Below are 25,726 nucleotides of genomic sequence, written 5' to 3' on the forward strand. Positions count from 1 at the left end.
GGATGGATTTTACGTAGCCTGGCTAGTGGGTGAGGATTTTCCTTTCCGACTAACTACTCTTTTCGGGATGAATACGTATTAATTCATTTTTCACCTGGTCAAAGCCTCCCCCTGCAAGTTCTAACATGAGTGGATCGCCGTAATAAATAAATTCACCACGTCCAAGGACAAGCCAGTTTTCCTCCGCTAATTCAATATAAAATGCCCCATGTTGATTGGAGTATATAGAATATTCTTCATACGCGTCGATCAGTTCGTCCCGGTTCACATCTCGGCCCACTCCTCGTTGAGTCGTCGCATCAGGATCATACGATACTACCGCAATCACTGTATTCCCTGATAACACGACAGCAAAAGAGTCATACTCATAAATGATTGCTTCCTCCGCTGGACCAGGTATTGTTTCTTTTGAAAGGGGAACACCTGCCTTGTCTGCAACGTCTTCTTCGGCATCACCGAGTCCAATTCCATTCGGCGCCAACTCCATATTTGTATCTCCCTCGACGCCGCAACCAGTAATACAGAATACAATTATCATCATCCAATACTTATCTTTTATGAATGGGATCAAGAAAACCACCTCATTTGATGATATATACCCTTGTTGATATGTAGTTGTAACCTTTTCATAAATTTCATTAGATCTTTTTTATCGAGACCATTATACTAGAAACAGGAATATATTTCTTATAACATAAGGCTGTATTCACAACATTCTATTAGAAAACAGCCTATCGTAAAGAAAAGATGATGGGAGAGGGAGGAATCAACCCGTGTTACAAATAGGAGAATTCATGTATATTCAAATTCATTCCGAAGATATCCCTCCTCTGCGCGCTCGTATTATGGAATATAAAAATGGCTACTTATTTATCGATAGCCCTATAAACACGCACACGAGAAAAACCAAACCGCTTCAAGAGGGAATGAACGTAACAGTTTCTTTTGTAAGACCAGGTAGCGGGATGTATCAATTCGAGACGAAAGTCGTGAAACGCTACATGGGCAAAATAATGACATATCTGTTGAAAGATCCCGGGGTCCGTCACTACAAAAATATCCAGCAACGGGAATATTTTCGTGTTAATGCCATGCTTGACGTTGATGTGACTTCACCTATTAAAGGTGCTCATTTTCGCACCACCACCGTAGATATAAGCGGAGGCGGCATGGCAATTGTGCTTCCAAAAGGTGAGTTTTTAGAAAAAGGAGAAGCCATTGTTTGCTCGTTTACCGTAGATATTCGAGAGACACGCGTTCCTATCGCAGCATCTTGTCAAGTCGTACGTACATTTCAAAAGAGGAAAGATTCTCTCCCGTTAGCTGCATTAAAATTTCAAGGGCTCCACGAAACAGATCGGCAACATATCATTCATTTCTGTTTTGAACAACAACGAAAATGGCAAGGAGGGCAATCCGCCCACTTCACAAAAAATGGAAATCGCAACTAAAATAACGATTTCTCTTTTTCCGACGAGAACATAAGATTTTGTAATAAAAAAGCTGTCTCTATGCTACTAACATAAAGACAGCTTACTCCCTATATGTCTTATCTTTCCGTTAATTGGTCTACAGATACGCTATGCTTTGTAGCGGGGTTATCAAGTGGATGAACCGTGGCTTGCCCCACTTCTTGGTCCACGTGTTCGATATACACTTTTTCCCCGTTGTACGTTACATCGACCATCGTATCCATCGATAAGATTTCCTGTGCTCGTTGTGCATCCATTTTCTTTCCTCCTTTACGGCTCTAAAACGACCTTAATACAGCCTTCTGTTTTGGTATCAAATATTTCATATCCATATTTTGCCTCATTTAATGGCAAAGTATGCGTAATAATATCACTTAAATCGACTTTTTCCTCTGCAATCATATCGTGTAAGAAAGGCATATAATGAATAACCGGTGCTTGTCCTGTTCTGATGTTCACATTACGTTGAAAGATATCCCCGAGAGGAAAGGCGTTATAACGGGATGAATACACTCCTGTGACTTGGATATTTCCACCCTTCCGTACGGCTTGGCTCGCCATGACTAATGCGCCCATAGCACCGCCTTGCAACTTTAATCCAGTTGCAAGAAATTCTAAATCTGTCATTTTTCCGTCCATGCCGACGCAATCAATAACAACATCAGCACCACCTTTCGTCATTTCATGCAAATAACTTCCTGCATTTTCGTAATCCTCAAAATTAATTACTTCCACTTTGTTCGTTCGTTTAGCATGCTCTAGCCGATATCCCACGTAATCGACGGCGATAACTCGCTCAGCTCCTTTTAACCAAGCGAACTTTTGCGCCAACAAACCAACCGGACCGCATCCGAGTATAATGACGGTATCTCCTTTTTTCATTCCTGAATTATCCACGCTCCAGTACGCTGTTACTCCAGCGTCCGACAGCAGTACTAAATTCTTATCATCTACCTCACTGTGTTCAGGTATTTTATATGGGGTAAAGTTTCCATACGGGACTCGCATGTACTCCGCTTGTCCACCTGGATACCCTCCTGTCGTACCGGAATATCCAAAATAAGCTCCCATTTCCCCATTGTCGTTTGCATTGTCACATTGGCTCTCTAATTCATTTTCACAAAACCAACAATGGCCGCAGCTAACATTAAAAGGGATCACCACTCGATCTCCTTTTTTTAAATGCTTTACTTCTGGACCTGTTTCCTCTACGATACCCATTGGTTCATGGCCAATAATATAATCCTCTTGTGCGTTCGGGATCATGCCGTGCACTAAATGTAAGTCCGATCCGCAAATGGCTGTATTGGTCAGCTTAATAATGACATCATCTTGTTTTTCTATTTTCGGATCTTCAACATCTTTGACCGCTATATTTTTGACACCTTGAAACGTCACAGCTTTCATATTTTAATTTCCTCCCATAGGTGTTATTGAGGGGGAACCGGAAACAATCCTTTTCGATTGTTGTTTGCCGGGAAAAGATCAAGTTCCGCAATGTCTACCGCCGTTTGAGCCGCCTTAATATCGAGGGCTTGCTGCTCTTGAACGTCATAAGGAAAAAACCATTTTTTGTCTGACATTAACTGTATCACTTCTTGTTGATAGGTAATGGCTGCTTCCATCTGGTTTCGAATGGTTGTTCTCACCTCGGGACTCGCTGCTTCCGTCAATGCAATAGAATAATTTCGCACCGCTTCTTTCACTGTTATTAATAAATCAAGAGCGATGGCTGAATCTACTTTCTCTGCCATTCCCACTGAATGAATAGGATCTTGGTAATCTTTCATTTACTGACCCCCGTTTCATCGTTCTGTGTGTATGGATATAAACGTTGTAATTCATTTATATTTAATATAGACATTTGAACATTCTTCTCTAATAATGCCCGAAGGTCTTGATCAAAAACGATCCCCTGCATCATCTTTGATTTCAACAAGGCCACGGTGCTCAAGTTCAGAAGTTCGTGAGTATCCATTGTTTCATGAAGAGCCAAGTCCTCTTTTCCCATATCGTTTCCCTGTCCTCCTTTACACAAATCTATCGTTAATTTGCCTCTTTCACTTAGTCACTATACTAAGGAAACTCTCTTTCTCCGCTGTATGTATAAATAAACAACAGACGAGTATTCTATGCTCACAGGAGAAATTTTAAGGAGGAAGGAGAGAGGATATGTCTGATAAATTAGCGCTTCATGAGAGGCTCGAGCTTCATGAAATCCTAACATTTAAAAACTTGAACTTAACTAAGTCTTCAACGATGCGTGGATTGGTTGGATGTAAGGAATTGAAGGGAATTCTAGAGAATGAGGTGAAGGAAGGCCAGCAGCATGTCACCCAATTACATGAACTTTTACAAAGGAGAGACACTACATCATGACCAATATGCTTCAAAAAGTAGCTGGCTTGAGTGGTATGACTGATCAAGTCATTGCCGTCGATTATCTGATATCAGTGAAATCTGCTGTACGAAACTTAACGTTTGCATTAACGGAAGCTGTCACTCCCGAAGTGAGAGAAATCCTTCACCATCAGCTGAACGATGCGATTCAATCTCACGAAAAAATCAGTCAATACATGATGGATAAAGGATATTATTATCCAAGCGATTTAGAAGAACAACGAAAAGTAGACAAAAAAGCATCTCAAACGGCTCTTAAGTTAGCAGACTAGATGAAATAAAAATGAGATTGTTTCCCATTGGTGATGGTAACAATCTCATCTAGTATTTTAACCGGAGAAGGGATGTCTTTGTTTCATCTCTGAGTGCATGACTCCCTAATTTTCTGACATTTCAAGCTGGCAGTTGTTTTTTGAAGCGCTTCATCCCGCTGCAACAGAGGTGTTGAAATGGTCCGTATCCTGTCCGATGAATTTTTAAAGATCGCTTTGCCTGGATATCTCTGTGTACGTACACTTCTAGTTCATCGATCATAGTAACTGTCATTTCTTGCATGTTCTCAGGTCGCTCTAGCATGACCATCACATCAATCGGTCCTTTTCCTTTGTTTGGATTTAATGGATAAAAAGGATATAACGCAACGGTCCCACCATTCTTTCTTACCCAATGCTTCGTCTTTTCATCCATAAAGATCTTTGTCATCTCAAAGACCTCCTTTACACTAAAATAAATTACAATTCATATTGTAACATAAAGATATAGGTAGTTATCAATAGATAAACATAGAATTTATAAGGTAATTTTAATATGATTCTCTCTCACGCATACTACTAGCACATATAGCATGTTATACAGTTTTATATCCATTTGCATCTATCGTTCTCTTTTGTTATATAAGGAAAGCATTATTCTTGTTACCTTCGTTCCTCTTTCGCTCTCTTGTTAAACGATGCATTATTTATTTTTCTCCGTATATAATAAATTTTTCGCTTCGGCTCCACTCCAGTGAGTCTCCAATTATTATTAGGAAAGAAGCGATACAGCCAAGATTCAGACTGATCGATTACATTTCTTTCATTTCTCTCCGTGCTATCCACCCATAACCAAGCTTCAATATCTTCTGAATTTTCTCCCGCTACACACACAACCAATATATCCCTCTGGTATGCAGACGTTATGAGTTTTCCATGATGAAGGGCAGTAAATAATTTTAATGCTTCATCCATAATAGCTAATTGAGAAACAACATAATCGGTCGTATGTAGAAATGGTTGGTAGTCCAAATACCTCCACAATCTCTTCAATATTAAAAGGAGCTGTTTTTTTGTCGTAATATTCTTGCGAGAGATGTCAAATAAAATGTAATTATACATCTGCTGCAACGTGAGTGCCGCTTCTGAGTGAAAATCATCCTGTTCATTTTCTAGATAACGTTCGAAATCCAACGTATCCTTCCTCCTTATGCTCTCCTTACAGTTTTTCATTATTATAATTTCTCACTTTGGTTACTTTTGTAAAAATTGACATTGTTTACACATGTTTTTGGATTGGGCTAATGATTGATAAATGGAACACCAAGAACGTTTTGCATAGCAGACAGGAATAGATCGTTCTTTCGCCTGTTCTGTTATTTTTTTCGCAACATTGTGGTTGATAAAATCTGTCAGAATGAGAACGGCATCGATCTCTTTCGGAATACCTTGGCGTACCATTCTAGTCTTTCTGCCATCCATATGTAGGATCTCCCCAAAACCTAGCGACTTCAACCGTGTGGTAATCGTACCGAGCCTATCTGCTCCTACAATCATTAAGGTATTCATACTGCTTTAACCCTCCGTATTAATTGAAAACTATTCTCATCATGTGTATATTTTAGTGAAAATGATTATCAATGTCAACGTGACTATGTGCTTATATAATGGGATGAGTAAGACATTCTAATGAGCGATACATTGATTGTTAAAGATTTTAGGTGATTTCATTCAACGGTCTGGGAAATCTTTTAGATTCCCAATCGCAAAGGGAAACAAAAAAATCAGGCCACTCTTTTAATGAGAGTGTGCCTGATTTTTTTCTAACTATTATACATGAATGGTAACATCGGCTTCTTCGCGAAGTTGATCTACTAATTTCTGAGCTGCTTCCCCTTCTTTTTGCATCTTCACTTGCTCTTTTAGATCGGGTTTCATTTCTTCAAAGGAAGGAACTTCAGCTTCTTCTCCACCCATTTGGGCTTGTTGAGCGGAAATTTGATCATAAGCTTCTTGTAGTTCTTCTTCTGTCGGCTCTGTGTCTCCCGCTTCTTCTGCGATGAGTTTATCTATTTTTACTTGCAGTTCAATTTGAGACATAATTTCTTCTTCACTTGTGCCTTGTTCCTCGATAGCGCTGATGAATTCGTCTTTTGATTCCATGCCATTCTGCGCGGCAATGTCTTCTATTGTTTTATTTACCTCTTCTTCGGAGGATGAATAGTCACGGTTTTCTGCTTCTTGAATGAGCAGTTCTGTACCGACCATGCTATTTGCTATTTGTTGTTTTAGTTCCTCTTGATTAAGTTCTTGTCCTGTCATTTGAGATTGCATCACGGCTTGCTGAAACTGGCTTTCGTATGTTGGAACGAAATCTTCTTTCGTTATTTCTTCTCCATTTACTTCTGCCACTACATCAGGTACGTTTTCTACTTCAGGTTCAGGTGTTTCTGGATGCTCTTGACTATCCTCTGCTTGTTCGGTGTTTTCTTCTTGTTGTGCTTGTGAATCTTCTTGTTCTTGTTCTTCTGCTGCTTCTTCTCCACCACAAGCTGCGACGATAGACACAGTTAGAGCCATAGCTAGGCTAAGTAATCCTTTTTTCTTCATGTCATTCTCCTTTATCTATCTTGTTTGACGCCCATTGTAACACCCGCCCATTATCTGAACAAGAAAAACATGAAATTCTCACATTCTTTTATACTTTAAAAAGACACATTTTGTTCATAAGTGTGCTCTTCTTCTCACATGATAGGCAGCGTGGATAACGTCTCCCATTGAAACTTACAGGGCAACGATGGTTCTCACGAAAAAAATCCGGCCCCTCGTTTTGTTCAAGGAGCCGGTTTTTGATATTAGTCTAAGTCTGCTGGATACACACCATTTTCATCGTGAACTTCACGACCGCTTAGTGGCGGGTTGAACACACAGATCATTCTTGCGTCTTCAATTCCACGAAGCAAATGTTCATCGTGTTCATCCAACACATACATTGTATCTGCTTTAATTGTATGTACCTTATTGTCTTTCAATGTTACAACTTCTGCATGGCCTTCAATGCAGTATACTGCTTCTAGGTGGTTTTTGTAATGAATATGAGTTTCAGTACCTGCTCGAATAATTGTTTCATTTACAGAGTACCCCATCTTGTCATCTTTTAAAAGAAAACGATAGCTGACCCAATTTCCATTATCTACTTCTCTCTCTGTTCCTTTTAGATCTTCTAACTTGATTACTTTCATCGTATGAACTCCTTTCTATTTCAAACCTGTAGTTTTGTGACTACTATATTACTCTAACGGGTTTTATAAAAAATAACAATCATTGCTACGCCGACTAAATGGCGAAATAAGACAAGCACAGTTTACTATTACCTATATCACCTATTATTTCTTACAATCATTCCTGCATTGTAGACGAAGCTCCATTGTTTTCTACGTCTGGCAGAGGATGTCTCTATGTGACATCATTGTCGTTACGTTTACTATTCCCTTTTCTTCGGGAAAATATGCTACAGACTGTCAGAAGAAAGGAGAATGTATTAATGTTGTTGCCAGGAGATAACCTCGCCCGTTATTCCGTAGAAGCCACAGATGGTTCCATTGGACGTGTTGAAGATTTTTACTTTGAGGATGACACGTGGGTCGTGCGGTATATGGTGGTGAACACAAAGCCTTGGCTTCCAGGTTACAAGAAATTGATTTCTCCTATTTCCGTAGAATCAGTAGATCCTTCCTCTCAAGTAATAAATGTGGATGTGACAAAAGAACAAATAAAACAAGCCCCGCCAATGGATGCAGAACGTCCCGTTTCTCGTCAGCAAGAGAGAGACTTTTATCGATATTATGGATATGGTACCTATTGGCCTCTGCCAAGTCATGACGTTTGGGGACCAACGGCAGTGTGGGGCGGTTACACCGATGCAAGAACGTTAGCAAATACTGAACAAGAAGACAGAGTAGACGCACAGGAAGAAACAAAGAATGATAATCCTCACTTAAGGAGCTTACGAGAGATAACAGGCTCATTTACTGGATATGATATCGCAGCCACCGATGGTTCAATCGGTCACGTCGATAATGTCTTAATCAAGAATAACTCTTGGCACATTCAGTATTTCGTCGTTGATACTGGCCGATTTTTATCGGGTGACCATGTCGTTATTTCTACCAATTATGTCAAGGACGTAAGTTGGGATAACGGGGATGTTTCTGTACAAATGTCTAAGAAAGAAGTAGAACAAGCTCCTTCCTACGACCCTCAAACCCCGCTTTCCAACGATGAAGACCCATACTTCACTTACTACAATTCATTCCGCAATTAAAATAACCTTTGACGGCTTATTCCTTCTAGAATAGGATGTCTCTATCTGGATCAATGAGTATTCGGGCGGCATTGTTCTGTGCTGCCCCTTCTCCCATTTCTTTTTAATAGCGGTTCTTCTGGTAAGACAACACCTGTCGGCTGTTTGCCTTTTGTCTCCATTTCCCCGATAAGGTATCCTATATTCATAGGTTATTTCTGTACGGCGAGGAGAGCTTATATGAAAAACATTCTTTCTATTGCCTTCGGAGCTGTGATTGGTACGTGGCTTCGTTATTTGCTATATATCGCCACGTCTCCTCTTTCCTTCCCGCTCGGGACCCTCTTTGAGAATGTGTCTGGCAGCTTTTTACTAGGGTTGCTTACTGGCTTTTTCGTTAGGAAAGGGACGAAGGAATGGCTGAAGCTAGGTTTAGGAGTTGGATTGTGCGGGGGATTCACGACTTTTTCGACGTTTATATTTGACAGTGTTTTGTTATGGAGTGATGGTTACTTATTGAAAACGATCATTTACATAGGTGTGACGTTCATTGGAGGTCTTATTTTTGTCGTCGCAGGGTTTGTGTTAGGTCAGCGTGTCGGGGGCTGGAGTCAAAAACGAAAGGGGAACAGGTAAGATGGTATTTTTCATTCTAGCGTTAGGAGGAGCTAGCGGCGCTGTCTGCCGTTATTTGCTTGGCAAAGCGGTGGATGCTTGTTTTCCTAAACCATCCTTCCCCCTTTCCATGCTTTTCGTAAACTTAATTGGTTCGTTTGGGTTAGGTGTTTTTTTAAATATAAATTTCGACGGAGTGCTTCCTCAATATCTATACAATGATTCCTGGTTTCTCTTTCTCGGTGTTGGTTTTTTTGGAGCTTTCACGACATACTCGACTTTTAGTCTGGAAGCTTATCAATTATTAGAGAAGAAATGTTACTTGGCATTCATTTATTATACAACCCTTTCTTTGATCGGTTCCTTTCTTTTGTTTGGGTTAGGGTACTGGATGATCTAAGCCTTTATGATAACGAAAGAAGAGCCATATAAACAAACCGCCATGAAACCTGTCAATGGCGGGATAACACGTATCGTTTATGTAACATCTTGTGATGGGTGATAGAATCACACGAATATAATTATCATTCTAGACTTTTTCTCGCTTATTCTTCTGCCTAACATCTAACCACAGTTCTATTTCTTCTAGTAAGCGGTCGATATCTTCTTTCGTTAGTACTGTTTTCTCATCAGTGTCAACAGTCACACGCTCCTCGATGTTCAACACCTCCCTTCTACCTGCTTACAATCAATTAGAATACCCCACATCCTCTTTCCCGATATTTCATTCTATTAAACCACTTTTATTAAAATATTTTTGGCGAAATTATTCCATTCGACTCACTTTAAAAAGTGGAAAGCCCTCCGAAAGTCTGTCCTTTACAAGAAGTAGCAGTATACAAAAAACCCTTGCCGCCTCTATAAGCAAAGCAAGGGTTTCTGACAAAGAACGAATACGATTCAGAAATCACTTCCATTTTCTTTACCAATCATAAAAATCGCGTATCCCATTATAAATAGCTTGTGCTGCTCGATCCGGGTACCCTGCCTGTTTCATACGGTTCACGTCACCAGGGTTCGTTAAAAATCCTAGTTCAACCAAAGTACTAGGCATGGTAGTGTTGCGAATGACATAAAAACGAGCGTCAGCAACTCGGCGATGTTTCATCCCGGTTTCTTGAACGAGACGGGTTTGAATGGCCTGAGCCAGTTTCTTACTTTCCTCGGCCACGTGGTCGCTGTTGTAAAACGTTTCTGCTCCTTCTGCTGCTGCACTGGCTGCGTTCGCGTGTATGCTTACAAATGAATCAGCATACGCTCGCTCGGCAATGTCGACTCTTCCTTGGAGAGTTATAAATGTGTCATCTTTTCGCGTCATTACAACATTGACACCGGCATCTTCTAATAATTTCTCCACACGGAGCCCTACTTCTAACACGACATTTTTCTCAATTAAGCCATTAGCTTGTGCACCAGGGTCGTGATCTCCATGACCCGGGTCTATCACGATCGTTTTCCCCGCTAAACCATTGGACCCTTTCTTTTTCTCTCTTAAATAATTTCGATGGGTATAGGCCCATTGATTATTAAACTTAATAAGTGCCCAGCTTTCGTTCGTACGTTCATAAATCTCAACAACATCGCCATTTTTCAATTTCCCTATCGTTTCATAATTCGTACCGGGGCCGGAACGAACGTTCAGTGTGGAAGAAACACTTACGAGGGCTTCAGCAATCGGCTCTGTACGATAGTCCATACTATCTTCTCCGGACTGCACTTCATCTACTTTTTCAACATAATAGCTGCTGACGTAACCTTTTTTCCCTCGTACAAAAATCTCCAGCCATTTTCCTTCTTCGCCATAGACATCCACTCGTTCCCCGTTATCGAGCTTGTCAAAATGACGATAATCTGTCCCAGGACCTGATCGCACATATAATTCGTCATCATCGTCAATGTTAACGACGACTCCTTCGTAGAGAATTTCCGTATTAGACGGTTTTTCTTCCTCACGATCCAGTCGCAATTCCTTATTCATGGCACGAGCGAGATAGGCAGATAATTCTGCGCGAGTTGCCTCATCATTTGGGCGAAACGATCCACCTTCCTCAATAATGTGATTTTCAACGAGAACCTCTATGTAATCTTTTGCCCAAAAACGATCCGAGATATCGGTAAAGCTGCCATCATAACTTACTTCTTCCAATTCATCCCCAAAAAAGGCACGAGCGACTACAGCGGCGACTTGTGCTTTGCGGATGCTGTCATTCGGTTTAAATGCTCCGTCCGTCCCCTGGAAAATACCTAATTCAGAAGCTCTCTCGATATATTTATAAGCCCAAAAATCTTTTGATACATCTGAATAGGTGGGGGCTGAACGGTCATGCCCTCCGTATCCAAGTGATTTCGTCATCATGACCGAAGCAGCCGCTCGATTCACTGGTTCTTCCGGTCTGAAACGCACACCGTCTCCATTAGCAATACCTTGTTCTGCAATGTAATCAATTTCATCAGACGCCCAATAATTGTCGTTCACATCCGAAAAAGTAGAACTGGCACTCACTTCTTCAGTACCAAGGGTTGGAATCAACGTCCATAACATTACAAGCGATAAGCAAACATATGAAATTTTTTTACCCAAAACAAGTGATCCTCCTCTCACTATTTCCCTATTTCTACAAAATTTTCATTCTACTACCAAGAGTAGCATGGAATTGGTTGAAAATACTACTCTTTTCCTATGTATTAGAGAAAATAGGAAAATCATATCTCATGATTTTACATACCGTTAACATAGAAGACTATTTGTTAAGAAATTGAAACAGTGGCTGGCTAAAAAGTTTAGGGGTAAAATGGATGACGTCCTCAAGGATGAGAAAAAACGCGAAAAACCCCACCTGTCTTTGTGAGACAAATGGGGCGATAGTACCTTTCTTTATGCGTTCCGATTCACTACAACTAATTTTAACTCTGTCATTTCTTCGACAGCATATTTAATTCCTTCACGTCCTGTGCCGCTTTCTTTCACTCCGCCATATGGCATATGATCGACACGGAAAGTCGGAATGTCATTAATCATCACACCGCCGACTTCGAGTTCATCAGACACATCCAATGCTTTGTAAATATCTTTCGTGTAAATCCCCGCCTGTAATCCATAACGAGAATTGTTTACTTCTTTCACTGCGTCTTCTACAGAAGAAACAGAATTTATCAGCACAGTCGGACCAAATACTTCTTGGCACGATACTTTCATCTCAGGCGAAACATTTGTTAACACAGTAGGCAGTACAATATTTCCTTCACGTGCAGCTCCCGTTTTCACTTCAGCTCCGCTCGCTTCTGCTTCTTTAATCCATGCTAATACACGATCGACATCCTTTTCGGAAATTAGTGCAGATACATCTGTCTTCTCATCCAGCGGATCACCGGTGATGAGTTCTTTCGTTTTTGCAACGAATTTTTCTACAAACGTATCGTACAGTTTTTCATGGACGTAGACACGCTGTAAAGATATACAAACTTGGCCCTGGAATCCAAAAGCACCTTGCACACACCTTGGTATTACACGGTCTATATCAGTGTCTTCATCAATAATTACAGCAGCATTCGATCCAAGTTCCAGCGTAGTACGCTTCAACCCTGCCTTGCTGCGGATTTCTGTTCCGACTTCCGGACTGCCGGTAAACGTAATCATGCTGATACGGTCATCAGTTACAATCCGGTCCCCAACAACTCGGCCGCTTCCTGTGACAACATTAAGTGCTCCTGCAGGCAATCCTGCTTTTTCAAGAAGCTCTGCGAGGAAGTAAGAAGAAATCGGAGTCTGTGAAGCTGGTTTTAATACTACTGTATTTCCTGTAGCAATCGCTGGACCAACTTTGTGTGCAACCAAGTTCATTGGAAAATTAAATGGGGTGATAGCCCCAATAACACCAAGCGGTTCATGTTTCGTGTATGCTAATCTATTTTCCCCGCCTGGAGCAGCATCCAAAGGAAGAGTCTCCCCATAAATACGGCCTGCTTCCTGTGCCGCAAATTTGTAAGTTTGAATGGTCCTAGCTACTTCACCTTTAGCCGTAGTAAGTGGTTTTGCAGCTTCAAGAGCAATGATCTCAGCTGCTTTGTCGGCATTTTCCTCTAAAAGATTAACAAGCTTATACAAAATCTCGCTACGTTCGTGAGCGGGAAGCTTTTGCATCGTCTTTTGCGCTGCAACCGCTGCTTCAATCGCCTCTTCTGTTTCTTTGATAGAAGCTTTTGGTATTTCCGCAATCACTTCTCCACTGTACGGGGAATAGAGCGGTGTGTATTCTTCCGCTTCTTTCCACTCGCCATTAATATAAAGACTCTGTTTCTTTGAAACTTGTGTCTGTGCCATGTTCTTCTCTCCCCTATCCTTATTTCGGAACTCTTGGCTCGTCTTCATGTCTATGGTCATGTTCCAATTGTTTTTATTTGACCTCTATATTGTAACGCATCAAAGCAGGAAAGCGTCTTCATTTGCTTAAACAATTATTGAACATTTTCACGAACTCGTGTCGCCTCAACGGTCATATTGAACAACCACTGTTCGTACAATGAAATAATCGTTTACATTTATATACTAAGCGGGACTTTATCACGCTTAGCAGAAAGGCAGGATGGAATGGATAAAGGTACTATCATCCGCACTATTGTACTTACACTTGTTTTAGTGAACCAATTGCATATAAAAAATGAAAAATCCCTACCTTATCTTTATAAATGGTATTTCCTAAATAATCTCCAAGTACTAACACAAAAACTAAGTGAAACGGGGTTAACTGATAGATGGATGTTCTGCCTATTATGATAATGATAAAAAATAAAGTTGCAAAACCAACGATGACTTTGATCGTCAGTAAACCAATATTAACTTCTTCCAACGTTTTTTCCTCCAATTTAAATTTTACTTAGTTGTAAGATCTTGAGGTTTAGATAAAGAGGCTAGTTTTAGTATTAAAGCTCGAATTACAATTCCAACAATGATGTAATATATGAATGAATATCTGTATCTCCACTCTAAATAATTAACAAGTTTAACCCACTCGCAAAAGGGTTCACCTATATAGGCATATGTTAGTGCCATAATGATCTGGGCTAAAATAAAAGATTTCCATGTTCTAAAATATTGATATAGCAACATGTAAGCTACAGGTACCATTGAAAAATCAAAAGGAAAGGCCCTAGGAATAAAAGGTAGGAATGCAATGGGGTAATCCCAAAAATTATATTGTGAACCAACTACATCTAATAAGGTTGTTGTCAAGATAATTATGGTACCAAACAACAAAATTTCTAAAATAATGTCTCGTTTAACAAGTTTAGCCCATATAACCCAAGGCACAATTAAAAAAACTACTAGAATCCACCATTCCCAAGTTAAAAACTCATTTTTTAGCCAACCATTTAATTCTAAATGATACAGCTTATCTTCTAATAAACGTATTTCCTTAAGATTTTCAAATATATTATCTATTGATATCACCTCTATATTTAAATGAAAAGGTAATAGATATTTTTGAATTCAAACTCTTTGAGCTGCCTTTTTAGTATTACCGTTTTTTAGTAATTAAATAAGAAAAAAACCCATGTTGAAAGTTCTTCTAACACGGGTTTTCAACTTTTTTCAAATGAATCAGAAATATTTTAAAAACAATGAAATTTTTTAAATCTAGATTTAAGATAGAACAATAAAAACAGGATACATCAACTTATAATAATGGAGAAAGCAGGCGAGCACCTTGCTCAATAATGCGCTCGGTCTGGGATCGTTGCAACAAGTCTTCAATTCCTAATGGTACAGAATCAGTAAGATCCCTCTCGAACTGCTCTGTGAGTTCCCTTGCCACATCAGCACTGTACACGACTTGACACACCTCATAATTCAGGCGAAAACTTCTCATATCATAGTTTGCTGCGCCTACTTCTGCAATTTCCTCATCAATGATCATCAGTTTCGCATGTAACATTCCTTTATTGTACTGGTAGATTTGGACCCCAGCTTCTATAAGTTCCCCGTAATAGGTACGACTTGCATAGCTCACGCTTTTTTTATCAATGTGGCGAGGAACCAGCAATCTTACGTGGACACATGGTTTTTATCCCACTTTTTAAAATCGGGGAATAGAAGTAGATACGCTGGGAAACTATAATTTGAGTAGAAAAGAATTATTAGAAAAACTTGGCTTGCCGCCGAGTCCTTATGGCGGAAGGCGTATTTTTACTTATACTTTGTTCCTTTAACAAAGTTAAACATTCCTAAAATATAAAAAAATTGGGCAGTGAGGGGCACTAACATGTTTTTCAAAAAAAAAGCGCAGCACAAAGAGGATCAATCTCCGGTTACAATCGAACGTCTTAAACATCTCACTTCAAATATAGAAGATGCGATATTTGTGGAGCATGAAACCAAAAGCTCTAAAACAGTCACGCTTATTTACATAAAAACGATCATTGATGAAGCGCGTTTAAACGAGGCAATTATTGAACCTTTGCTTCGCTGTGAAAAAAAACCAATCAATAAATGCATAACAAATGCTAAAGTGTCCGATATATCCACGGTTGATGAGACAGAGTATAAGCTCATGACAGGATGTATTATTCTGCACGATTCCGCTAATAATCAGTGGTATTCCGTTAGAATGGATAATCCTGAAGGCCGCGGTATTGAAACTTCTGAAACAGAAACCATTCTGTACGGATCCAAAGACAGCTTGACGGAAAAAATAGATGACAATATCCTGTTAATTCGCAGAAGATTGCCGTTATCCACGCTCAAAACCGAATCATTTAATCTGGGTTCGCAAACGAAAACAAAAGTAGTGATGTTATATATAGAAGGTTTAACCAATCCCCAGTTGATTTCTATTGCACGAGAGAAAATCTTATCTATTGATTTTGATCAGTTTCTTGATTCTTCTCAAGTTGCAGCTTTTATGGAAGATCATATACACACAGTGTTTCCACAATTTCAACAAACAGACCGTCCTGATGTCTGCTCTCAATCTTTAGGAATGGGTAAAATAACTATATTGGTGAATAATACACCATTTGCGTTAAACGCTCCTATTTCTTTTTTTCATTTATTTCAATCTCCGGAAGATTATATTAACCGCTGGGTGCCTGCAAGTTTTTTGCGCAGTTTGCGGTATATAAGCTTTCTTCTTTCTATAACATTAATCCCTCTTTATGTGGCATTAACGACCCATCACTATCAGATGGTCCCTATACAAATTCTTTTTGTTTTAGTTGAATCACGAGGCAAACTTCCTTTTGCTCCTTTTTGGGAAGGAGTTCTTATGCTAACGGTACTTGAAATCATTACAGAAGCAAGTCTCAGGATGCCGACAAAATCATCCCAGACATTAGGAATAATAGGAGGCATTATAATAGGACAAGCTGCCGTTCAAGCCGGATTTGTCAGCCAGGTATTAATCGTTTTGGTAGGTGTTTCTGCCATTGCTTCGTTTCTGGTCCCGAACTACTCTATAACAAAAGCAAATTCATTACTTCAACTCATTTTCCTGATTTTGGCTGATGTGTTGGGAATGATAGGTATAGTATTTGGATTGGTTATATTATTGGCTCACTTGAATGGACTAACTTCTCTTAAACAGCCTTATTTTGCACCGATTGCTCCATTTTATTGGAAAGACTGGTTAGATCTGTTTATTCGAGCCCCTTTGCAATGGATGAAGGTTCGTCCTGAGTCCTTACATCCCTTACAAAAATGGAGATACAGAAAAGGGAGGTGAACGTTCTGACAGAATTTTCCCTATTTGATAAAACGTCCACCCTGGACGGCGTATATGTAACGTTTATGGTAAACAGACTACAAATGCTTTATCTTTTACTAATCATGCCCATTTATTTGGTACAACCATATATGATTTGGGCTATTCTTGCGGTAGGAGTATTATCGCATTTCAATCTTATGATTTTATCAAAATGGTTTGCCTCCGATTATTCTGTAAAAGGATACCAAGGATTTTCACAACTTTTAGGGAGACCCTTGCTTCGTTTTCTTGCTTTTCTGGGCTTACCTCTTTTATTACTCAAAATAAGCATCCTTGTCCTTGGATATTCGGAAATTGTTCATCAATTTGTTTTTCCAGCCGTTGATAGAAATTGGATGCTATTATTCCTTATGGTTGTCAGCATCTATATGGCTGCGCAGGGAATGGAAAAAACAATACGTTTTATTGTTATCGCCTTTTTTTGTACCATTTGGATGATTGTTTTGTATTATTCTTTTTTTACTTATCCCATTGCTTCTTTGTCAGATTTGTATCCATTGATACCTGAGAATTCGAGTGATTTTTTCTGGAAAGGGATCTTACTAATATGGTCATCCTTGTCAGGTCCAGAATTTTTAATTTTTTTAGCCCCATGGTTAGGAAAGAATGAAAAGATACCGAAATATTTATCGATTGGAAACGCCATCACTGTTATTGAATACTTACTGTTGTTTGTTGCCACCCAATTCTTTTTTGGCGCTGACTTACTTAGACAGGCAAAATTTCCAATGATAGAGATGATCAGATACTTGCAGCTCCCGGTCTTTGAGCGAATTGATATCATTTTAATTGCGCTTTACATGTTTCATTTTTTATTTACGATTGCCATTTTCCTCATATACTTTTACGGTGGCTTACGTATTATCTTTCAAAAGCGAGACGAGCCAATAAATCGGCTTAGCTTTTTTTTAGCCTGCCTGTTCATCTATGTGTCCCTCGTTCTTTTGAATGAATGGTTATGGGAAGAAGAGCAGAACGTCTTGGTTGATTTTCATATATGGGCCGGAGCCGTATCCTATATACTCGTTCCAAGCTTTTTGGTGGCTATGACTAAAATAAAGGAGCGTACTAAAGGTGGAACATTTTAAAATAACAATTTTTACCTCCATCATTTTCTCTGTCATTTTGATAACGGGCTGTTCTCCCTTTAACGAAAATAATCAAATTGAAGAGATTGCTCCTGTCATATTTTGGTCAATAGAAGAAGGTGAAGGTGAAAAATTCAAGATGAGTACAATCATGCCCCCATTGATTGCCGAAAAAAAACAAATCTATACCCTTGAGGTAGATTTAATAAAAGAAAGCGGAAAAGAATTTAATCTGAAAAATTATCGTGAATTAAAGGTCGGCCAGCTCCGAATTATTGTTATCAATGAAGAAGTTGCCAGAAAAGGCATAAAAACATTGATTAATACATTACTGGCAGATCCAGATATCTCTCAACGCCTGTACCTTGTAGTTGTTAGCGGAAGTTTTAATGAATACATCTCCAACCAGCTTGAACAGCATGAAAAAATAGATTATTTTTTCTATCGGATGTTAAAACATTACGAAAATAAAGGAGAAATAACGGTTGTCAATCTGCATCAATTTATGAAAAATTTATATGCACCGCTTTCGGATCCAGTGCTTCCACTCTTTAAAGCAGATAATGAAAACTTAGCATATAATGGAACCGCTGTTTTTAAAGAGGATAAGCTTGTTGATACCATGACTGAAATGGACGAGCAAATTTTTCAGCTTATAAACAATCATCGCTACCTGAAATATTTCAAAGTACCAGCATTTTCCCTTCTAGGAGGCCATATTCATTCCAAAGTAGATGTCGAATTTGAAAACAATTACAAATCTGTTTCTGTTCAAGTTGATTTGGAAGGCAAAATCGAGGATTATCTCGGTGAAAAAGATTTAACTAAGCAGGATGAATTGGACGCCCTAACACAAGAAATGGAATCACATTTGGAAAAACAAACAAAACAATTGCTGAATAAATATCAAGACAAAAAAGTCGATCCTTTTCATATGGGTAAACACACCCTAAAGCCTTTTGAAAGACCAATAAATGATAAGGAATGGATAAACAAATGGGAACAAATGGAGATTAATGTAGACTATAACCTAAAACTCTCGCCTTTAAATCACGTGGATTCTTAAAAAGCTAAAACCTAAAAAAGTGGGGTGGCGTCAGGAAAATGCAGATTTACAACGTTAAGGAAATCAAAATATAAAAAGTCTAATTTCTCGGTGTTATAAGTGAAAAATTAGGCTTTAGTTACTTCATTAAAGCGCCTGATTGTTGAAGACTAAAGTTTATATTCACCAAGAAAATTGATGTGCTCTTATCCTAACAAATTTTATTTAGAACTTACATGTATGCCTTCACTCTCTCGCCAATCTGCGTAAAGTATACGCTTTACATTATCATATCCATTAGTAGTTAATTGGTTATCTAACCACTGTTGATCAAATCCGAGTTGTAAATTATCTCGTAAAATTTCCCCATCTATAATTAACGATGTTGGGAGGTCTACTGGACTTTCTGGAAGATTGAGATCTTGCTTGTCTGGTTTTTGATACTTGGATTTTAATAATAAACTTATTTGCCCATTAGCTTCCAATATACCGTATTTGACTTCGCAACTGAAAAGACATTATTTTGACGGAGTATACTCAATACTTGATTTACATCCAATTTGTTCTTTGTAAATAGCTTTCTGTCCATAACACCATCTCGAATGATGATGTTAGGATTGACTAATAAGAGAGAACGTGTCGATTTATTTTTAGAGTCATATACTCTATTCCCAACATAAAAAACGTCCACAATCCGATGGCATATTTAACCGCATTCGGTAAATGCCCCCTACCACTTTCTGATGAGGACATCCAACAAGGCGTATCTGCCATTGTTACAGTAATTGTCGCTCTTTGGGCCTGGTTTAAGAATAACTACATTACCAAGACAGGAAAAAAACAGCGAGAAGCCATTAAAAAGGAAGGCTTAGATTAAGGTTTGACTAACTCCCCTTTCGCCACCCTCCACTCTTCTATATTCCATTTGTGGCTAATCGGATGGTGTTTTTTCCCGCTGTAGAGATATAGCGGTTTTTTCGTATTCACTACAGTACATAATTAGGTTTCCTTCCTCCTCTAAAGACCTATCCTTCCTAGTTTTGTCAACATACGATAAACAAGAATGATAGGAAAGGAGTGAATAGGAGCATGTCTTCTGATATGAAAGATGACCAAGAACAAGAAAATATCGAGAGGGAATGGGCTGGAGTTCTTGGTTCTGTATCAAAATGGGTCTCTTCTTTAAAAGACGGAGAAGATCCTTCCATGCCAAAGGAGGAATCTGACTCTATTCCTTATCTCGGGGTCTTAACATCGGGGAAAAATATACGAAATCTAGCAGCACAGAATCCCCATTACCGTTTAAAAAAATTAGCGGAAGCGAATAAAGAGGTGAAATTGCACTTATTTTTCTTTTCTGCCAAAGGCATTGATGTAGAAAAGAAACAAATTTCTGGAATGTATTATGATTTTTCGGAAATGGAATGGAAACAAAACACCTTCCCTTACCCTCATTATTTATTGCGTCGCGGTGGAATTGCCAAAAAATATAAAGAGCGTTTTCGTACCTTTCTCTCCCAATCCGAAGAAGAAAATATGACTAGGTTAAACCCTTCTACGTTAGGTAATTGGAAAGTCTATCATTATTTTCGTACGGTACCGTCCTTAGAAAACTATTTACAAGAAACCATCATTTCCAGCAAACCTAGTGACTTATTTCATATGCTCTACCGACATCCCCATGTCTATTTAAAAGGATTAACAGGACGAAAAGGGAAAAATGTAATCCGTGTTGAACGAACGCGTGGCAATAACTACCATCTGTTCCGTTACAATGCCTCTCGCAAAAATGTAGACACTCTTGTTTTTGTGAATTACCAAGAATTAATGTTTTATGTCACTCGTTTTTACAAGGGTAAGAAGTTCATGATACAGGAAGGAATTGACCTTTTAGAGATAAAGAACCGACGAATCGATGTCAGAGCAGAACTTCAACGAAATGAAAAAGATAAAATCATTATTCGAGGAATCAGCGCTCGAATAGGAAGAGCCAATTCACCGATCACTACCCATGCCGAAGCCGTAAAAATCGACCATTTGTTTGGCATGGTAAATATATCACAGGAAGAGAAAGATAGACTGGTAAAAGAAATAGAAACGTTCTTACTGCATGTCTATCAAGAGACAGAAAAGAAATTCTGTACGTTTGCCGAAATGGGAATCGACTTTGCGATAGATAAAGCGCATAACATTAAATTCATCGAATGTAACAGCTCCAGTACAAAAGTCTCGCTTCTCAATGCATACGGAGAAGAAACATTAGAAGTGTCCATGAAGATGGTGTTGTTGTATGTGAAGCACCTTTATTCGAAAAGGATGCGGTTTTGATGAGAAATATGACGAGAGAAAGGAGGTTGTTATATTGATTGGAATCATTGTATCTTCCCGTACAATGAGACAAAAGAAGTCTCATTCTCCGCCTTTTCTCTTTACGTACTATAAAAAGCTGGCACAACAAAATAAGGTAGATGTATGTTTTTATGCGCTGAAGCATCTCTCTCTACGAAACAAAACAGTAAAAGGAGTCGTGTACTCCTATTCAAATGACCGTTTCAGGCAAGATACAGTACGGGTTCCAGAAGTCAATGTGTATAAAATCAATTCCTATTTAAGGAATAAGGAAAATATTCACAAAGTGAAATATCTGAGCAAGTACCATGGTAGAATGTTTTTTCATGCCATAACGAACACAGAGCGCAGCAAGCTTAAAATACACCATTACTTGCAGAATCACAAAGAAATTGCACCCATGCTTCCAGAAACAAAAAAACTAACGTACGAAACGGTGCAATCCATGTTAAAGAAATATTCCGTCTTATATATTAAACCAAGACGCAGTTCAAGAGGAAATGACATCTATGTATTGAAGAAACAGGACACAGAGATCTCTCTATACCGAGTGAAAAACTTCCAAGAAGAAACAATTTATGTGCCGAAAGAACAATTGTCTTCCCTATACTTTTCTACGTTTCGTACCCCTGAAGAGTTTCTTATCCAGCAGGGAATTGATGCAAAACGGTACAAAGGGAAAAAGTTTGATTTTCGAATTTCTCCTCAGAAAAACAAAGACAGTCAATGGCAGATTACTGGTATGACTGCCCGGTTATCGAAAAAATTTGTGAACATTACCAACTTAGATCAAGGGGGACAGGTTTTTTATAAGACGAAGAAATTGATTCATAAGTCAGAGAGAAAAATAATAAAGAAAGCAGCTATATTGATCGCTAAAACGATTGAAGCTAAATATCCGCAAGTAATTGACTTGGGCCTGGATATGGCAATTGATAAAAAGGGGCAGATATGGTTATACGAAGTCAATTTTAGACCTTACCGCCGCAGGATGAATATTAAGCACAATCGAATCCCTTTTGAACATGCCGTGTCGTATTGGCGAGAAAAATTCGAGTGATTAACAAGGGGGACCTGACTCGTCCAACATTCCTTTTTTCTCAAAAGCACCTTCAGTTCTTTATAATTTCCGAATCATAGTTCGCCCCTTACTGTCTCATGTCTTCTGGCAAAGGCAGGTATTTCCAGTCACTTCATATACCTGCCTGTTTCATTTGGCAGGAAGTGAGGAAAAGGATAATAGGAAAATAGATGCTGAAAGAAGAAAGGTGCTCACTCTATGCCAAAAACAAAATGGTTTTATTTTTTGTACAGTGTGATTTTTATTTTACTCATTCTCTACTTAGGTACACAAGTCAGTTTCTTATTTCGCCCTATTGGACAAGCCATCGGGGCTTTAGCTCCTGTCCTTATCATTGGAACGATTCTTTATTATATTTTACGACCATTAGTTCGTCTCCTAGATAAATGGCTGCCCACCTCTCTTTCGATTATTCTTATTTTCTCTCTCTTTGCAGGTGGATTTTCTGCGTTTATTATTTGGGTAGGTCCTATTTTACAAAACCAGGTAAACAATCTTGTTGAAAATGTGCCTTCTTATACAGAGAATGTGCAAGGATGGGCACAACAAATGATGCAACATCCCTATGTCCAAAGAATTCGCAGTGAAGAAGCATTTCAGAGCTTAGACCCTGGGTCGATTGCTGACAATTTTTCGAATTATGTAGGCAGTCTGGGTGACAATATATTGGGGTTCATTGGAGCTCTCTTTAGTATTATTACCGTATTGGTTATCTTACCTTTCGTTTTGTTTTTTCTCTTGAAAGATGGCCACAAACTTCCTGGAAATATACTTCGGTTTTTACCTAAGGAACAATCAAAAGAAGGAAAACAAATATTACAAGATATGGATCATACGTTAAGTTCCTATATTCAAGGACAAGCCATCGTCAGTGTCTGTGTGGGAATCCTTTCTCTGATTGCGTATCTTATTATCGGATTAGATTACCCATTAATTCTTGCAATGGTTGCGATGTTTACTAATCTGATCCCGTTCATCGGACCATTTATCGGTACTATTCCAGCTGTGATTGTTGCATTGTTTGATAGCCCGCTAACTGCTTTTTGGGTAATTGTCGCTATTTTAGTGATCCAGCAAACGGAAAGCAATTTCATTTCACCGAATGTAATGGGAAAAGCCCTTGCCATTCACCCTCTCACTATTATCTTGCTGCTTCTTTTAGCTGGTAATGTCGCTGGACTTGTGGGACTTATTTTATGTATCCCAATCTACGCCGTGTCAAAAGTGATCGTTCAAAATATTTACCGTCTTCTTCGGTTGCGTTATCCTCAAATTCCATAACGAGACACACGCAAAAACCGCTCACTGTAGATGGGTCTCTACGAATGAGCGGTTTTTCAATAAGCATCAATGACGTGAAAGCTTATTTATAAAATTCGGACGGGATTGGCCCGAAATGGCGAGTATGATAGAGCATCGGTTGTTTCGTGTCATCTTTTTGGATATCTTGAACTTCCCCAATTAAAATAGTATGATCGCCTGCTTCTACTTGCTTGAACGTTTTACATTGCAAAACAGCAAAAGCGTCTTCAATGACTGGATAATCATGAGATGAGAAATCCCAGTTACATGTGCTGAAACGGTCGACATCCTTCTTTGCAAAGTTTTTACAAAGGTCTTGTTGGTCTCCTGCTAAAATATGGATCGCAAACCCATCGGCTGCTTGAAATTCCGGCAAGCTTGATACGCCATGATCAATCGACCATAACACCAATAACGGATCGAGCGAAACAGAAGCAAAGGAATTCACCGTCAATCCAACCGGCTGACCGTCCTGTGCTTTTGTTGTCACCACCGTTACCCCCGTTGGATAATTCCCCATGACATCTTTAAATAACTGTTCGTTTCTATTCGTACTCATCTTTCTTCTCCTCCCTCTTACTCTCTATCTATCTTTTCACCCTAAAAAAAGACACTGTTATCAGTATATTTCGTCTCGTCTTTTTTTACAATGCCTAGTTAACCTCGAAAACCTACCCATTTTAAATAGACAACACCTTACATCAGTAACTTTGTTTCCTTTTTATTTCTCCGGGAATAATGTTCTCTTATACAAAAAGAAAGCCGCTGAGCAGCCTTCTTTTCACAAATCTATTTAATCGCTTCATTTTCTTTTTTCTTGAAAACTTCTTTCGCTTTTTTCTCTTCTAATTTTTTCTCTATTTCAGAGACAGCGTCTGGATCGCTGATTAATTCTTTTATGTTCTCTTGAACAAGCTCATTTAAGCTTGTGCGTCGTGGCTTCCTCACTATCCATACCTCCTTTATTGTTTTGTTTCTCTCCTTGCTCTATTGTACCTGATTTGTACTCGTAAATGCACGGAATAAGTATTAAAATTATGCGAACTTTCTTGTAATATGTCGAAATTTGCATCATTATCATGAATTTATGCACAAAAATCCCCCGCCTCACTTCATCTGTGAAGGCGGGGTCTACTCGTTTATCCTACATTTCTAGCGGCTATTATTGGAGCGGTTCCTTTGCTTGCTGCGTCTTTCTCCGCCTTTTTGACCAATGTCCTGATAGAACTCTTTATCATGCTCATCGGAGGTTGTTTCTCCACCTTTTTGGCCGATTTCTTGATAAAATTCTTTGCTATGCTCTTCAGAAGTAGTGTCGCCGCCTTTTTTACCTATTTCCTGATAGAATTCTTTGTCATGATTGTTCGCGGTTGTTTTCCCACCTTTACGGCCCGCTTCTTCTACACTCATTTTTTTGTTGTTTTTATCATTGGTTGCCATACATATCATCCTCCTATGGAGTGTTAGTAATGGAATACCACGTCTCTTCTCAATTAAAACATTAAGAAAAAAATTTTTAGCTGGGTTTATGACAGTCTTTGGACAGGAATAAACCACAATGAATACGAGAAAGGAGAGGATCGAATGGCTGATATCGAAAACATTGCTAAGCGATTTGGAGAAATACTTGGCGCAGAAGCAGAAGCGGAAGATGGGATGGGAGAAGTAGAAATAGAAAGAGACTTGGATGTAACGGTGCAAGGACGCCCTTTTAAAAGCGAATTAAGTATGGAAATTCACTTTGAGTCACTAGAAAAAGATGGCACTGCGTTAAACCATGCGGAAATTGTGCTTCTTCCTGAAGAAATTCCTGAATATACCCGAGCCCTTGGGAAAAATGATTTAACGATTACGGCTCTCCACAATCATTGGTTATTTGCCGAACCGAATATTATGTACTTGCACGTTCAGTCTGTAGAGAAACCAGAAGAGTTTGCTAAAAAACTAGCAGCAGCCAATAAAACATTACAGGCTTAGTGCATTAACACCTGCATGTCACAAAAAACCTCCACGTATCTCCCCAATTGAAATGGGGAGATACGTGGAGGTTTTCCTTGTAG

32 protein-coding genes and 2 pseudogenes are annotated in these 25,726 nt (G+C 39.0%); 14 read left to right on the top strand and 20 right to left on the bottom strand.

Annotation, left to right across the window (positions count from 1 at the left end; translation table 11 throughout):
- Positions 1-49 precede the first annotated feature (49 nt).
- A complete protein-coding gene (locus BM095_RS14095; RefSeq protein WP_143083236.1) occupies positions 50-571 on the bottom strand; it encodes a hypothetical protein in 522 nt (173 codons plus the stop codon).
- 202 nt (positions 572-773) lie between these two features.
- Here BM095_RS14095 and BM095_RS14100 point away from each other — a divergent pair, with 202 nt between their 5' ends.
- On the top strand, positions 774-1,451 hold the full coding sequence (locus tag BM095_RS14100; protein WP_091663218.1) for a flagellar brake protein: 678 nt from the start codon (positions 774-776) through the stop codon (positions 1,449-1,451).
- 98 nt (positions 1,452-1,549) lie between these two features.
- Here BM095_RS14100 and BM095_RS14105 read toward each other — a convergent pair whose 3' ends face one another.
- From BM095_RS14105 to BM095_RS14120, 4 genes are read right to left on the bottom strand one after another with little or no spacing between them, the layout of a single operon-like run.
- The gene (locus BM095_RS14105) at positions 1,550-1,729 is read right to left on the bottom strand and encodes an H-type small acid-soluble spore protein (protein WP_091663221.1); all 180 of its coding nucleotides are present in this window, start codon (positions 1,727-1,729) and stop codon (positions 1,550-1,552) included.
- Positions 1,730-1,742: 13 nt separating this feature from the next.
- Positions 1,743-2,879: a zinc-dependent alcohol dehydrogenase gene (locus BM095_RS14110; RefSeq protein ID WP_091663223.1), complete on the bottom strand. Its 1,137-nt coding sequence runs from the start codon at positions 2,877-2,879 to the stop codon at positions 1,743-1,745.
- A gap of 23 nt (positions 2,880-2,902) precedes the next feature.
- On the bottom strand, positions 2,903-3,262 hold the full coding sequence (locus tag BM095_RS14115; protein ID WP_091663226.1) for a spore coat protein: 360 nt from the start codon (positions 3,260-3,262) through the stop codon (positions 2,903-2,905).
- Complete coding sequence (locus tag BM095_RS14120) at positions 3,259-3,483, bottom strand: spore coat protein (RefSeq protein ID WP_091663229.1); 225 nt, start codon at positions 3,481-3,483, stop codon at positions 3,259-3,261. The genes BM095_RS14115 and BM095_RS14120 overlap by 4 nt, the downstream gene beginning before the upstream one ends.
- Positions 3,484-3,644: 161 nt before the next feature.
- Between BM095_RS14120 and BM095_RS14125 the strand changes: the two genes are divergently transcribed.
- Both BM095_RS14125 and BM095_RS14130 read left to right on the top strand, forming a co-directional pair.
- The gene (locus BM095_RS14125) at positions 3,645-3,851 is read left to right on the top strand and encodes a hypothetical protein (RefSeq protein ID WP_091663231.1); all 207 of its coding nucleotides are present in this window, start codon (positions 3,645-3,647) and stop codon (positions 3,849-3,851) included.
- Complete coding sequence (locus tag BM095_RS14130) at positions 3,848-4,144, top strand: spore coat protein (protein WP_091663235.1); 297 nt, start codon at positions 3,848-3,850, stop codon at positions 4,142-4,144. The genes BM095_RS14125 and BM095_RS14130 overlap by 4 nt, the downstream gene beginning before the upstream one ends.
- A 121-nt stretch (positions 4,145-4,265) precedes the next feature.
- Here the strand turns inward: BM095_RS14130 and BM095_RS14135 are convergent, their stop codons facing one another.
- The 5 genes from BM095_RS14135 to BM095_RS14155 form a co-directional block, all read right to left on the bottom strand.
- Positions 4,266-4,574 carry a hypothetical protein gene (locus BM095_RS14135; RefSeq protein ID WP_091663238.1) on the bottom strand — a complete coding sequence of 103 codons (309 nt, stop codon included), beginning with the start codon at positions 4,572-4,574 and terminating at the stop codon, positions 4,266-4,268.
- 212 nt (positions 4,575-4,786) lie between these two features.
- Entirely contained in the window at positions 4,787-5,317 is a 531-nt protein-coding gene (locus tag BM095_RS14140) for a hypothetical protein (protein WP_091663241.1), read from the bottom strand.
- Between the two features lie 60 nt (positions 5,318-5,377).
- A complete protein-coding gene (locus BM095_RS14145) occupies positions 5,378-5,692 on the bottom strand; it encodes a DUF2325 domain-containing protein (RefSeq protein ID WP_091663243.1) in 315 nt (104 codons plus the stop codon).
- A gap of 261 nt (positions 5,693-5,953) precedes the next feature.
- Positions 5,954-6,733, bottom strand: a complete 780-nt coding sequence (locus tag BM095_RS14150) for a SurA N-terminal domain-containing protein (protein WP_091663246.1) — start codon at positions 6,731-6,733, stop codon at positions 5,954-5,956.
- A 245-nt stretch (positions 6,734-6,978) separates the two neighbouring features.
- The gene (locus tag BM095_RS14155; RefSeq protein ID WP_091663248.1) at positions 6,979-7,365 is read right to left on the bottom strand and encodes an ectoine synthase; all 387 of its coding nucleotides are present in this window, start codon (positions 7,363-7,365) and stop codon (positions 6,979-6,981) included.
- 302 nt (positions 7,366-7,667) lie between these two features.
- Between BM095_RS14155 and BM095_RS14160 the strand changes: the two genes are divergently transcribed.
- The 3 genes from BM095_RS14160 (at position 7,668) to crcB (ending at position 9,441) form a co-directional block, all read left to right on the top strand.
- The gene (locus tag BM095_RS14160; protein WP_091663251.1) at positions 7,668-8,447 is read left to right on the top strand and encodes a PRC-barrel domain-containing protein; all 780 of its coding nucleotides are present in this window, start codon (positions 7,668-7,670) and stop codon (positions 8,445-8,447) included.
- 219 nt (positions 8,448-8,666) lie between these two features.
- The gene (locus tag BM095_RS14165; RefSeq protein WP_091663254.1) at positions 8,667-9,062 is read left to right on the top strand and encodes a fluoride efflux transporter FluC; all 396 of its coding nucleotides are present in this window, start codon (positions 8,667-8,669) and stop codon (positions 9,060-9,062) included.
- A gap of 1 nt (position 9,063) precedes the next feature.
- A complete protein-coding gene (gene crcB, locus BM095_RS14170) occupies positions 9,064-9,441 on the top strand; it encodes a fluoride efflux transporter CrcB (RefSeq protein ID WP_091663257.1) in 378 nt (125 codons plus the stop codon).
- A 129-nt stretch (positions 9,442-9,570) separates the two neighbouring features.
- On the opposite strand, the gene BM095_RS16860 is transcribed toward crcB, so the two are convergent.
- From BM095_RS16860 to BM095_RS14195, 6 genes and pseudogenes are all read right to left on the bottom strand, one after another.
- The gene (locus tag BM095_RS16860) at positions 9,571-9,705 is read right to left on the bottom strand and encodes a hypothetical protein (protein ID WP_281243903.1); all 135 of its coding nucleotides are present in this window, start codon (positions 9,703-9,705) and stop codon (positions 9,571-9,573) included.
- A 258-nt stretch (positions 9,706-9,963) separates the two neighbouring features.
- Complete coding sequence (locus BM095_RS14175; RefSeq protein WP_091663259.1) at positions 9,964-11,622, bottom strand: N-acetylmuramoyl-L-alanine amidase; 1,659 nt, start codon at positions 11,620-11,622, stop codon at positions 9,964-9,966.
- Positions 11,623-11,916: 294 nt separating this feature from the next.
- Positions 11,917-13,362 carry an aldehyde dehydrogenase family protein gene (locus tag BM095_RS14180; RefSeq protein ID WP_091663262.1) on the bottom strand — a complete coding sequence of 482 codons (1,446 nt, stop codon included), beginning with the start codon at positions 13,360-13,362 and terminating at the stop codon, positions 11,917-11,919.
- A 301-nt stretch (positions 13,363-13,663) separates the two neighbouring features.
- The gene (locus BM095_RS14185) at positions 13,664-13,903 is read right to left on the bottom strand and encodes a DUF421 domain-containing protein (protein WP_245757925.1); all 240 of its coding nucleotides are present in this window, start codon (positions 13,901-13,903) and stop codon (positions 13,664-13,666) included.
- A gap of 8 nt (positions 13,904-13,911) precedes the next feature.
- Complete coding sequence (locus BM095_RS14190) at positions 13,912-14,490, bottom strand: CBO0543 family protein (RefSeq protein ID WP_091663264.1); 579 nt, start codon at positions 14,488-14,490, stop codon at positions 13,912-13,914.
- Between the two features lie 226 nt (positions 14,491-14,716).
- A pseudogene (locus BM095_RS14195) lies at positions 14,717-15,094 on the bottom strand (phospholipase D-like domain-containing protein); the annotation flags it as partial.
- Positions 15,095-15,301: 207 nt separating this feature from the next.
- On the opposite strand from BM095_RS14195, the gene BM095_RS14200 reads away from it, so the two are divergent.
- Genes BM095_RS14200 through BM095_RS14210 form a run of 3 tightly spaced genes read left to right on the top strand, consistent with a single transcriptional unit; the run spans position 15,302 to position 18,955 of the window.
- Positions 15,302-16,759, top strand: coding sequence for a spore germination protein (locus BM095_RS14200; RefSeq protein WP_091663267.1), 1,458 nt, complete (start codon positions 15,302-15,304; stop codon positions 16,757-16,759).
- Positions 16,756-17,889: a GerAB/ArcD/ProY family transporter gene (locus BM095_RS14205; protein WP_245757926.1), complete on the top strand. Its 1,134-nt coding sequence runs from the start codon at positions 16,756-16,758 to the stop codon at positions 17,887-17,889. The genes BM095_RS14200 and BM095_RS14205 overlap by 4 nt, the downstream gene beginning before the upstream one ends.
- Positions 17,876-18,955, top strand: a complete 1,080-nt coding sequence (locus BM095_RS14210) for a Ger(x)C family spore germination protein (RefSeq protein WP_091663270.1) — start codon at positions 17,876-17,878, stop codon at positions 18,953-18,955. Before BM095_RS14205 ends, BM095_RS14210 begins: the two co-directional genes overlap by 14 nt.
- Before the next feature lie 200 nt (positions 18,956-19,155).
- Here BM095_RS14210 and BM095_RS16920 read toward each other — a convergent pair.
- Positions 19,156-19,625: pseudogene (locus BM095_RS16920) on the bottom strand (DUF421 domain-containing protein).
- A 6-nt stretch (positions 19,626-19,631) separates the two neighbouring features.
- Between BM095_RS16920 and BM095_RS14220 the strand changes: the two are divergent.
- From BM095_RS14220 to BM095_RS14235, 4 genes are all read left to right on the top strand, one after another.
- Positions 19,632-19,811 carry a phage holin gene (locus tag BM095_RS14220; protein WP_091663273.1) on the top strand — a complete coding sequence of 60 codons (180 nt, stop codon included), beginning with the start codon at positions 19,632-19,634 and terminating at the stop codon, positions 19,809-19,811.
- 212 nt (positions 19,812-20,023) lie between these two features.
- Positions 20,024-21,262, top strand: coding sequence for a YheC/YheD family endospore coat-associated protein (locus tag BM095_RS14225; protein ID WP_091663275.1), 1,239 nt, complete (start codon positions 20,024-20,026; stop codon positions 21,260-21,262).
- Between the two features lie 34 nt (positions 21,263-21,296).
- Complete coding sequence (locus BM095_RS14230) at positions 21,297-22,343, top strand: YheC/YheD family protein (protein WP_091663278.1); 1,047 nt, start codon at positions 21,297-21,299, stop codon at positions 22,341-22,343.
- A 219-nt stretch (positions 22,344-22,562) separates the two neighbouring features.
- Positions 22,563-23,645, top strand: coding sequence for an AI-2E family transporter (locus BM095_RS14235; protein ID WP_091663281.1), 1,083 nt, complete (start codon positions 22,563-22,565; stop codon positions 23,643-23,645).
- Between the two features lie 82 nt (positions 23,646-23,727).
- Here BM095_RS14235 and BM095_RS14240 read toward each other — a convergent pair whose 3' ends face one another.
- The 3 genes from BM095_RS14240 to BM095_RS14250 all read right to left on the bottom strand — a co-directional run bounded on the left by BM095_RS14240 (position 23,728) and on the right by BM095_RS14250 (position 25,106).
- Positions 23,728-24,225, bottom strand: coding sequence for a flavin reductase family protein (locus BM095_RS14240; protein WP_091663284.1), 498 nt, complete (start codon positions 24,223-24,225; stop codon positions 23,728-23,730).
- Between the two features lie 230 nt (positions 24,226-24,455).
- Positions 24,456-24,614 carry an FbpB family small basic protein gene (locus BM095_RS14245; RefSeq protein WP_143083237.1) on the bottom strand — a complete coding sequence of 53 codons (159 nt, stop codon included), beginning with the start codon at positions 24,612-24,614 and terminating at the stop codon, positions 24,456-24,458.
- Positions 24,615-24,818: 204 nt separating this feature from the next.
- Positions 24,819-25,106, bottom strand: a complete 288-nt coding sequence (locus tag BM095_RS14250) for a con-10 family general stress protein (protein ID WP_091663289.1) — start codon at positions 25,104-25,106, stop codon at positions 24,819-24,821.
- 144 nt (positions 25,107-25,250) lie between these two features.
- Between BM095_RS14250 and BM095_RS14255 the strand changes: the two genes are divergently transcribed.
- Positions 25,251-25,643 carry a DUF1259 domain-containing protein gene (locus BM095_RS14255; RefSeq protein ID WP_091663291.1) on the top strand — a complete coding sequence of 131 codons (393 nt, stop codon included), beginning with the start codon at positions 25,251-25,253 and terminating at the stop codon, positions 25,641-25,643.
- Positions 25,644-25,726 lie beyond the last annotated feature (83 nt).

It is taken from the genome of Alteribacillus iranensis, from assembly GCF_900113025.1.
Lineage (GTDB): Bacteria > Bacillota > Bacilli > Bacillales > Marinococcaceae > Alteribacillus_A > Alteribacillus_A iranensis.

Bases quoted from the DNA above. Each gene is read 5' to 3' on its own strand.
- BM095_RS14105 (WP_091663221.1), bottom strand. From the start codon at position 1,729: ATGGATGCACAACGAGCACAGGAAATCTTATCGATGGATACGATGGTC.
- BM095_RS14235 (WP_091663281.1), top strand. From the start codon at position 22,563: ATGCCAAAAACAAAATGGTTTTATTTTTTGTACAGTGTGATTTTTATT.
- BM095_RS14220 (WP_091663273.1), top strand. From the start codon at position 19,632: ATGGCATATTTAACCGCATTCGGTAAATGCCCCCTACCACTTTCTGAT.
- BM095_RS14155 (WP_091663248.1), bottom strand. From the start codon at position 7,365: ATGAAAGTAATCAAGTTAGAAGATCTAAAAGGAACAGAGAGAGAAGTA.
- BM095_RS14165 (WP_091663254.1), top strand. From the start codon at position 8,667: ATGAAAAACATTCTTTCTATTGCCTTCGGAGCTGTGATTGGTACGTGG.
- BM095_RS14115 (WP_091663226.1), bottom strand. From the start codon at position 3,262: ATGAAAGATTACCAAGATCCTATTCATTCAGTGGGAATGGCAGAGAAA.
- crcB (WP_091663257.1), top strand. From the start codon at position 9,064: ATGGTATTTTTCATTCTAGCGTTAGGAGGAGCTAGCGGCGCTGTCTGC.
- BM095_RS14145 (WP_091663243.1), bottom strand. From the start codon at position 5,692: ATGAATACCTTAATGATTGTAGGAGCAGATAGGCTCGGTACGATTACC.
- BM095_RS14250 (WP_091663289.1), bottom strand. From the start codon at position 25,106: ATGGCAACCAATGATAAAAACAACAAAAAAATGAGTGTAGAAGAAGCG.
- BM095_RS14150 (WP_091663246.1), bottom strand. From the start codon at position 6,733: ATGAAGAAAAAAGGATTACTTAGCCTAGCTATGGCTCTAACTGTGTCT.
- BM095_RS14225 (WP_091663275.1), top strand. From the start codon at position 20,024: ATGTCTTCTGATATGAAAGATGACCAAGAACAAGAAAATATCGAGAGG.
- BM095_RS14255 (WP_091663291.1), top strand. From the start codon at position 25,251: ATGGCTGATATCGAAAACATTGCTAAGCGATTTGGAGAAATACTTGGC.
- BM095_RS14110 (WP_091663223.1), bottom strand. From the start codon at position 2,879: ATGAAAGCTGTGACGTTTCAAGGTGTCAAAAATATAGCGGTCAAAGAT.
- BM095_RS14135 (WP_091663238.1), bottom strand. From the start codon at position 4,574: ATGACAAAGATCTTTATGGATGAAAAGACGAAGCATTGGGTAAGAAAG.
- BM095_RS14240 (WP_091663284.1), bottom strand. From the start codon at position 24,225: ATGAGTACGAATAGAAACGAACAGTTATTTAAAGATGTCATGGGGAAT.
- BM095_RS14200 (WP_091663267.1), top strand. From the start codon at position 15,302: ATGTTTTTCAAAAAAAAAGCGCAGCACAAAGAGGATCAATCTCCGGTT.
- BM095_RS14180 (WP_091663262.1), bottom strand. From the start codon at position 13,362: ATGGCACAGACACAAGTTTCAAAGAAACAGAGTCTTTATATTAATGGC.
- BM095_RS14130 (WP_091663235.1), top strand. From the start codon at position 3,848: ATGACCAATATGCTTCAAAAAGTAGCTGGCTTGAGTGGTATGACTGAT.
- BM095_RS14125 (WP_091663231.1), top strand. From the start codon at position 3,645: ATGTCTGATAAATTAGCGCTTCATGAGAGGCTCGAGCTTCATGAAATC.
- BM095_RS14120 (WP_091663229.1), bottom strand. From the start codon at position 3,483: ATGGGAAAAGAGGACTTGGCTCTTCATGAAACAATGGATACTCACGAA.
- BM095_RS14160 (WP_091663251.1), top strand. From the start codon at position 7,668: ATGTTGTTGCCAGGAGATAACCTCGCCCGTTATTCCGTAGAAGCCACA.